We start from the raw sequence: 6,458 nt of genomic DNA, 5'->3' as shown, positions 1-6,458 counted from the left end.
TGCCGCGCCCGAAGCGCCGCGAGGCGCCCCGGGACAGAACCGGCTTACTTGAAGACGGACTTGGAGCCGTCGGCGTGCCAGGTGAAGACGTCGAACTTGAAGGACTTGAGGTCGCCCTGCTTGTTCCACGCGATGTCGCCGATCGGGGTCTTGACCGAATTGCTGTGCAGCCACGCAGCGACCTTGGCCGGGTCGTCCTTGCCTGCGCCCTTGATGCCGGCGGCGATGGCTTCGACGGCCGAGTAGGCGGTCAGCTGGAAGGCGCCGCCCGGATTGCGGTTCTTGTCCTTGAAGGCCTTGACCACGGACGCGTTGGCCGGATCGGTCGTGAAGTCGGCGGGCAGCGTGACCAGCATGCCTTCGACGGCCGGACCGGCGATGGCGTTGATGTCCGGATTGCCCACGCCTTCGGGGCCCATGAACTTGGCCTGCAGGCCTTGCTCGGCGCCCTGGCGCAGCAGCAGGCCCATTTCGGGGTGATAGCCGCCGTAGTAGACGAAGTCGGCACCCGAGGACTTGAGCTTGGTGATCACGGCGGAATAGTCGCTGTCGCCGGCGTTGATGCCTTCGAACAGGACGACCTTGATGCCGGCCTTTTCGAGATCGGCCTTGACAGCCGTGGCAATGCCCTGGCCGTACGATTGCTTGTCGTGGAGCACGGCCACGGCCTTGGGCTTGACCTTCTGGGCGATGAATTCCGCGGCGGCGGGACCTTGCTGGTCGTCGCGGCCGATGGTGCGGAAGATCATGTCGTAGTTCTTGCCGTCGGTCACCAGGGGCGAGGTGGCGGACGGGGAGATCATGACCACGCCTTCGTTGTTGTAGACGGGCGTTGCGGCGATCGTGGCACCGGAGCACACGTGGCCCACGACGTAGTGGATCTTTTCATTGACGACGCGGTTGGCCACGACCGGACCTTGCTTGGGCTCGCAACCGTCATCGATCACGACGGCTTCGAGCTTGTTGCCCAGCACGCCACCACCAGCATTGATGGTTTCGATTGCCGTGTCCACGCCTTCCTTGACCATGTCGCCGTACTGCGTCAATGCCCCGGTGAAGGGCCCCGCGATGGCGATGCGGATGGTATCGGCATGCGCCACGGAAGAAAGCATCATGCCGGCGGCCAGGCCCAGTGCGGCTGCCATCGGCGTAAAGCGTACGTTCATAAGACCTCCTGTGAAAGACCTTGAAAAGAATACACGAAACCCCCGTATAGCGGTCATTGCGCCGTACGGGGGTTTTCCCGATATCGTGTTGCGCACCGCGATGATTCAGTGCGCAGATATGAGGTCAGGCCAACAGGCTGCGCAACATCCAGGCATTCTTTTCGTGCACGTCCAGGCGCTGCGTGAGCAGGTCGGCCGTGGGCTGGTCGTTGACGGCGTCGGCGCACTGGAAGGCCTTGCGCGCCGTGCGGGCGACCGCCTCGTTGGCATCGACCAGCATGCGCAGCATTTCTTCGGCCGAAGGCACGGACGAGGGTTCGGCGATGGAGCTGAGGCGCGCGTATTCCGCATAGGTGCCGGGCGCATAATGCCCCAGGGCGCGGATGCGCTCGGCGATGGCGTCCAGCGCCTGCCAGGTTTCCGTGTACTGGGTCATGAACAACTGGTGCAGGGTGCTGAACATGGGGCCGGTCACGTTCCAGTGGAAGTTGTGGGTCATCAGGTACAGCGTGTACGTGTCGGCCAGCGTCTTGGACAATTCCGCCACGACGGCGGCACGGTCCTTGGCCGAAATGCCGATGTCGATCGGCAGGCCGCTGGACGGCGCGACAATGGATTTCTTCGAACCGGCTTTCTTGACTGCTTTGGCCATGGTGCACTCCTTCAAAAGATCAGTCACACGGCGCCAGAATAGCACGCGCATGGCGCATGAACATTGACCCTACGCAGTGGGAAGGGCCGGATTCAGTCCGCCTCGGCGGTCACCGGCGCAGTGTCCTGAAGCATGGTTGCGCCCGGCATGCCGCAATGGCGCACGGCCTGGATCAGGGCTTCGATGGCTGCCTGGCGCGGGAAGCTCTTGCGCCAGACCAGCACCACGCGGCGGTCTGGTACCGGCGGCTTGAACGGCACGAAGCGCAGCAGCCGGCTTTCGGCGCCCTGCATGCCCAGGGCGCTGGCGGGCAAGACCGTGATGCCGATTCCCGCGGCCACCATATGGCGGATGGTCTCCAGCGAAGAACCTTCGAAAGTGCGCTGGATGCCTTCGCTCGAGGCCGAGAAACGCGACAGTTCCGGACAGACTTCGAGTACCTGGTCGCGAAAGCAGTGGCCGGCGCCCAGCAACAGCATGGTTTCTTCCTTCAGGCGGCCGGAATCGACCTGCTTTTCTTGCGCCCAGGGGTGGTCGTGAGGCAAGGCGACATAGAACGGCTCGTCGTACAGGGCGCACTGCGCCAGGCTGCTGTCGGGCAGCGGCAAGGCGACGATGGCGCAGTCGATCTCGCCCTGGCGCAGCAGTTCCAGCAGCCGCGCGGTGTAGTTTTCCTGGAGCAGCAACGGCATCTGAGGCGTGCGGCGGATCTGTTCGGGCACCAGGTAGGGCAACAGGTACGGCCCCACGGTATAGATCACTCCGACACGCAGGGGGCCTTCCAGGGGATCATGCCCCTGGCGCGCGATCTCGCGCAGATTGGCGCCCTCTTCCAGGACTTTTTGCGCCTGCGCCACCACACGCAGCCCGATGGGCGTGATGCCGACCTCGGCGCCGCCGCGCTCGAACAGCACCACGCCCAGCTCTTCCTCGAGCTTGCGTATGGCCACCGACAACGTGGGCTGGCTCACGAAACAGGCTTCCGCGGCCCGGCCGAAATGGCGCTCCCGCGCCACGGCAACGATGTATTTGAGTTCGGTCAGAGTCATGGTGATGGTCCCCAGGTCGGGTCAACTGCGCAGATACTGGTCGGCGCCCGCCATCCAGCGTTGCCGGTGGGCTCGGGCGTGTTCGGGAAAATCGGCGGACAGCCGGGCGGCGGCCTCGCGGGCCTGCTCCAGCAGGTCTTCGTCGGACTCCAGGTCGGCGAAGCGCAGCAGGGCCTGGCCCGACTGCCGCAGGCCCAGGAGTTCGCCCGGGCCGCGCTGCGCCAGGTCGCGGCGCGCAATCTCGAAACCATCCGTGGTTTCGTACATGGCTCGCAGGCGTTCCCGCGCAACGGCCGACAGCGGCGGCTGGTACAGCAGGACGCAGGTTGCCTCGCCGCCGCCCCGCCCCACCCGGCCCCGCAGCTGGTGCAGCTGCGCCAGGCCGAAGCGCTCGGCATGTTCGATCACCATCAGGCCGGCGTTGGGCACGTCCACGCCGACCTCGATGACGGTGGTGGCGACCAGCAGGTCGATGTCTCCAGCGCGAAAGGCGTCCATGACCGCAGCCTTTTCCTGTGCCGGCAGGCGACCGTGCATCAGGCCCACGCGCAGGTCGGGCAGGGCCGCGCGCAGCAATTCATGCGTATCGACCGCCGTCTGCAGCTGCAGGGCCTCGCTTTCCTCGACCAGGGGGCAGACCCAGTAGGCCTGGCGTCCGGCGCGAACGACCTCGCCCACGCGGGCCAGGACCTCGTCGCGGCGGCGATCGTCGAACAGGCGCGTGCGCACTGGCACGCGGCCCGGCGGCAGTTCGTCCAGCACCGAAACGTCCATGTCGGCGAAAAAGGCCATCGCCAGAGTGCGCGGGATCGGCGTCGCGCTCATGCTGAGCTGATGAGGGCGATACTTGGCCTGGTCGCCCTTGCGGTTCAGGGCCAGGCGTTGTCCCACGCCGAAACGATGCTGCTCGTCGCTGATCACCAGGCCCAGCGACTCGAATTCCACCTTGTCCTGGATCAGGGCCTGGGTGCCGACCGCCAGCCGCGCCTCGCCTGACGCCATGGCCTGCAGGGCCCGGCGGCGCTCGGCGGCCGGCAGGCCGCCGGTCAGCCAGACGGCCGTCACCCCCAGCGGCTGCAACCATTCGGACAGCTTGCGCCAGAGCTGCTCGGCCAGGATTTCCGTCGGCGCCATCACGGCCACCTGGGCGCCGGCCTCGATTGCCTGGGCCGCCGCCAGGGCGGCCACCAGGGTCTTGCCGCTGCCCACGTCGCCCTGCAACAGGCGATGCATGGGGTGCGTGCGCGCCAGGTCTTCGCCGATCTGCGCCACGGCGCGCAGCTGGGCGCCGGTGGGTTCGAACGGCAACGCGGCCAGCAGGCGGCCCGTCAGACTGCCGTTTCCCCGAAGGCTGCGGGCTGCCTGGGCCCGCCGTGCCGCGCGCGCGTCGGCCAGGGCCAGCTGCTGGGCGAGCAGTTCGTCGAATTTGATGCGCCGCCACGCGGGATGCCGGTGCTCCGCCAGGAGTTCGAGAGAAATGTCCGGCCCCGGACGATGCAGCAGCCGCAGGGACGGTTCGAAATCGGCCAGCCCGTAGGCCTGGCGCACTTCGGCCGGCAGGGTGTCGCGCAGGTCGGCCTCGTCCAGGGCGCGGGCGATGGCCTTGCGCAGCGCGGCCTGCGGCAGGCCCTGGGTGGTGGGGTAGACCGGCGTCAGGGCATCGGGCAGAGGCGTGCCCGGCTCGGTAATCAGCGGGTGCACGATTTCCAGGCCGTGGAATCCCGCGCGGACCTCGCCGCGCGCCCGCACCCGCCGTCCGGCATGCAGGCGGGCCTGCTGGCCCGGATAGACGTGCAGCCAGCGCAGGCCCAGGCGGCCGGAATCGTCGGCCAGCGTGGCCTGCAGCGTCCGCCTGGGGCCGAAGCGGATTTCACTGTCCACGATCTCGCCTTCGAACAGAGCGTGTTCCCCGGGCCTGGCATCGCCGATCGGCGTGATGCGGGTTTCGTCTTCGTAGCGCAGCGGCAGGTGCGTGACGAAATCGGCCGGGGTATGCAGGCCCAGCCGCTCGAACAGGCGGGCCTGCGGGACGCCCGCCGTTTTTCGGACGCCGGACGCGGCCCGGCGCGGCTTTCCAGCCGGATTCACGGCGCGAGGTCGGCGGGCAGCGGAAGTCAGAGCGCCAGGATGGCCTCGACCTCGAACTGAGCGCCCTTGGGCAGGCTGGCGACCCCGATGGTCGAGCGTGCCGGATAGGGTTGGGGGATGATTTCCGCCATGATCGCGTTGGCGCTGGCGAACTTGCTGAGATCCGTCAGGAACAGGGTGAGCTTGACGATGTCGTTCAGCGTGCCGCCGGCCGCTTCGATGACGGCCTGCATGTTGGCAAAGGACTGGCGGACCTGGCCTTCGAAGTTTTCCGACACCAGCTCGCCCGTGCCGGGCTCCAGCCCGATCTGGCCCGACAGGAAGACCAGCTTGCCGGCCGGTGCGCTGACCGCCTGCGAATACGGGCCGACAGCGGCCGGTGCGGCATCGGTATGGATGATAGCCTTGCTCATGGTGGAGACTCGGTAGTAGGTTAAAAGACTATCAGAGTGTACCGACCAATAGCGAAAAATAAAAGCAGGCGCAGGCCGGCAATACTTATTTTTCGGCGAAGGCGCGCTCGAAGACGTAGTCGCCGAGTTCGCCCACCCCAGGCGAAGCCACGAAGCCGCGCGCGTCCAGCATGGCGCGAATGTCGGCCAGCATGGCCGGGCTGCCGCAGATCATGGCGCGATCCACGGCGGGATCCAGCGGCGGCAGGCCGATATCCTGGAACAGCTGGCCGGTTTCCACCAGAGTCGTCAGCCGCCCCTGGTGCTCGTAGGGTTCACGCGTGACCGTGGGGTAGTAGATCAACTTGTCGCGCACCATCTCGCCCAGGTATTCGTCCTGGGGCAGCTCTTGGCGGATGTAGTCCGAGTAGGCCAGCTCGCTGACGAAGCGCACGCCGTGCATCAGGATGACCTTTTCGAAGCGGTCGTAGACTTCGGGGTCCTTGATGATGCTGAGGAACGGCGCCAGCCCCGTGCCGGTGGCGAACAGGTACAGATGCCGCCCCGGGCGCAAGTCGTCGACCACCAGCGTGCCGACCGGCTTGCGGCTGACCAGCACGGCATCGCCCGGCTTCAGGTGCTGCAGGCGCGAAGTGAGCGGGCCGTTGGGAACCTTGATGCTGAAGAACTCCAGGTTGTCTTCATGGTTGGCGCTGGCGATGCTGTAGGCGCGCATCAGCGGCTTGCCCTCGACTTCCAGACCCAGCATCACGAAATGGCCGTTGTGAAAGCGCAGGCCGGGATCGCGGGTGGTCTTGAAAGAGAACAGCGTGTCGTTCCAGTGGCGGACGCTGAGGACTTGCTCGGAATTGAAAGCGGCCATGACGAAAGTCGGACTCCAGGATGCGGGAATGAAGGTGTATGAATAGATGGTAAGGCGATGGCCGGGAAACGCAAGACCAGGCCTTGTGCAGCGCGGAAATTTTCTTGATTTGGCGCAAGAACGTGCGCAAAACCCAGGTGAAAGCCTGCGGTCGGGGCGCATTTTAATACGTTCAGCTTGATTTAAGCTGAACGCAGTGCTAAATTTCATTCCGTTTTGAGAACTATT

The 6,458-nt window shown here is 66.0% G+C and carries 6 protein-coding genes; all 6 read right to left on the bottom strand.

Annotated features, from left to right (window positions below):
- Nucleotides 1-44: 44 nt before the first annotated feature.
- The gene (locus tag ABD022_RS07340; RefSeq protein WP_325125788.1) at nt 45-1,166 is read right to left on the bottom strand and encodes a branched-chain amino acid ABC transporter substrate-binding protein; all 1,122 of its coding nucleotides are present in this window, start codon (nt 1,164-1,166) and stop codon (nt 45-47) included.
- 124 nt (nt 1,167-1,290) lie between these two features.
- Nucleotides 1,291-1,818: a Dps family protein gene (locus ABD022_RS07335; protein WP_325125786.1), complete on the bottom strand. Its 528-nt coding sequence runs from the start codon at nt 1,816-1,818 to the stop codon at nt 1,291-1,293.
- Between the two features lie 92 nt (nt 1,819-1,910).
- Nucleotides 1,911-2,867: a LysR substrate-binding domain-containing protein gene (locus ABD022_RS07330; protein WP_343820694.1), complete on the bottom strand. Its 957-nt coding sequence runs from the start codon at nt 2,865-2,867 to the stop codon at nt 1,911-1,913.
- Between the two features lie 21 nt (nt 2,868-2,888).
- Complete coding sequence (recG, locus tag ABD022_RS07325; protein WP_325125781.1) at nt 2,889-4,955, bottom strand: ATP-dependent DNA helicase RecG; 2,067 nt, start codon at nt 4,953-4,955, stop codon at nt 2,889-2,891.
- 26 nt (nt 4,956-4,981) lie between these two features.
- A complete protein-coding gene (locus ABD022_RS07320) occupies nt 4,982-5,368 on the bottom strand; it encodes a Rid family detoxifying hydrolase (RefSeq protein ID WP_325125779.1) in 387 nt (128 codons plus the stop codon).
- 85 nt (nt 5,369-5,453) lie between these two features.
- On the bottom strand, nt 5,454-6,230 hold the full coding sequence (locus ABD022_RS07315; RefSeq protein ID WP_325125775.1) for a ferredoxin--NADP reductase: 777 nt from the start codon (nt 6,228-6,230) through the stop codon (nt 5,454-5,456).
- Nucleotides 6,231-6,458: the final 228 nt, after the last annotated feature.

The organism is Castellaniella daejeonensis (assembly GCF_039523555.1).
GTDB lineage: Bacteria > Pseudomonadota > Gammaproteobacteria > Burkholderiales > Burkholderiaceae_B > Castellaniella > Castellaniella daejeonensis.
This window is presented reverse-complemented; position numbering and strand designations above follow the sequence as displayed.

What these genes read in the sequence shown, in the direction of transcription:
- ABD022_RS07340 (WP_325125788.1), bottom strand. Translation starts at nt 1,166, where the DNA reads ATGAACGTACGCTTTACGCCGATGGCAGCCGCACTGGGCCTGGCCGCC.
- ABD022_RS07335 (WP_325125786.1), bottom strand. Translation starts at nt 1,818, where the DNA reads ATGGCCAAAGCAGTCAAGAAAGCCGGTTCGAAGAAATCCATTGTCGCG.
- ABD022_RS07330 (WP_343820694.1), bottom strand. Translation starts at nt 2,867, where the DNA reads ATGACTCTGACCGAACTCAAATACATCGTTGCCGTGGCGCGGGAGCGC.
- ABD022_RS07320 (WP_325125779.1), bottom strand. Translation starts at nt 5,368, where the DNA reads ATGAGCAAGGCTATCATCCATACCGATGCCGCACCGGCCGCTGTCGGC.
- ABD022_RS07315 (WP_325125775.1), bottom strand. Translation starts at nt 6,230, where the DNA reads ATGGCCGCTTTCAATTCCGAGCAAGTCCTCAGCGTCCGCCACTGGAAC.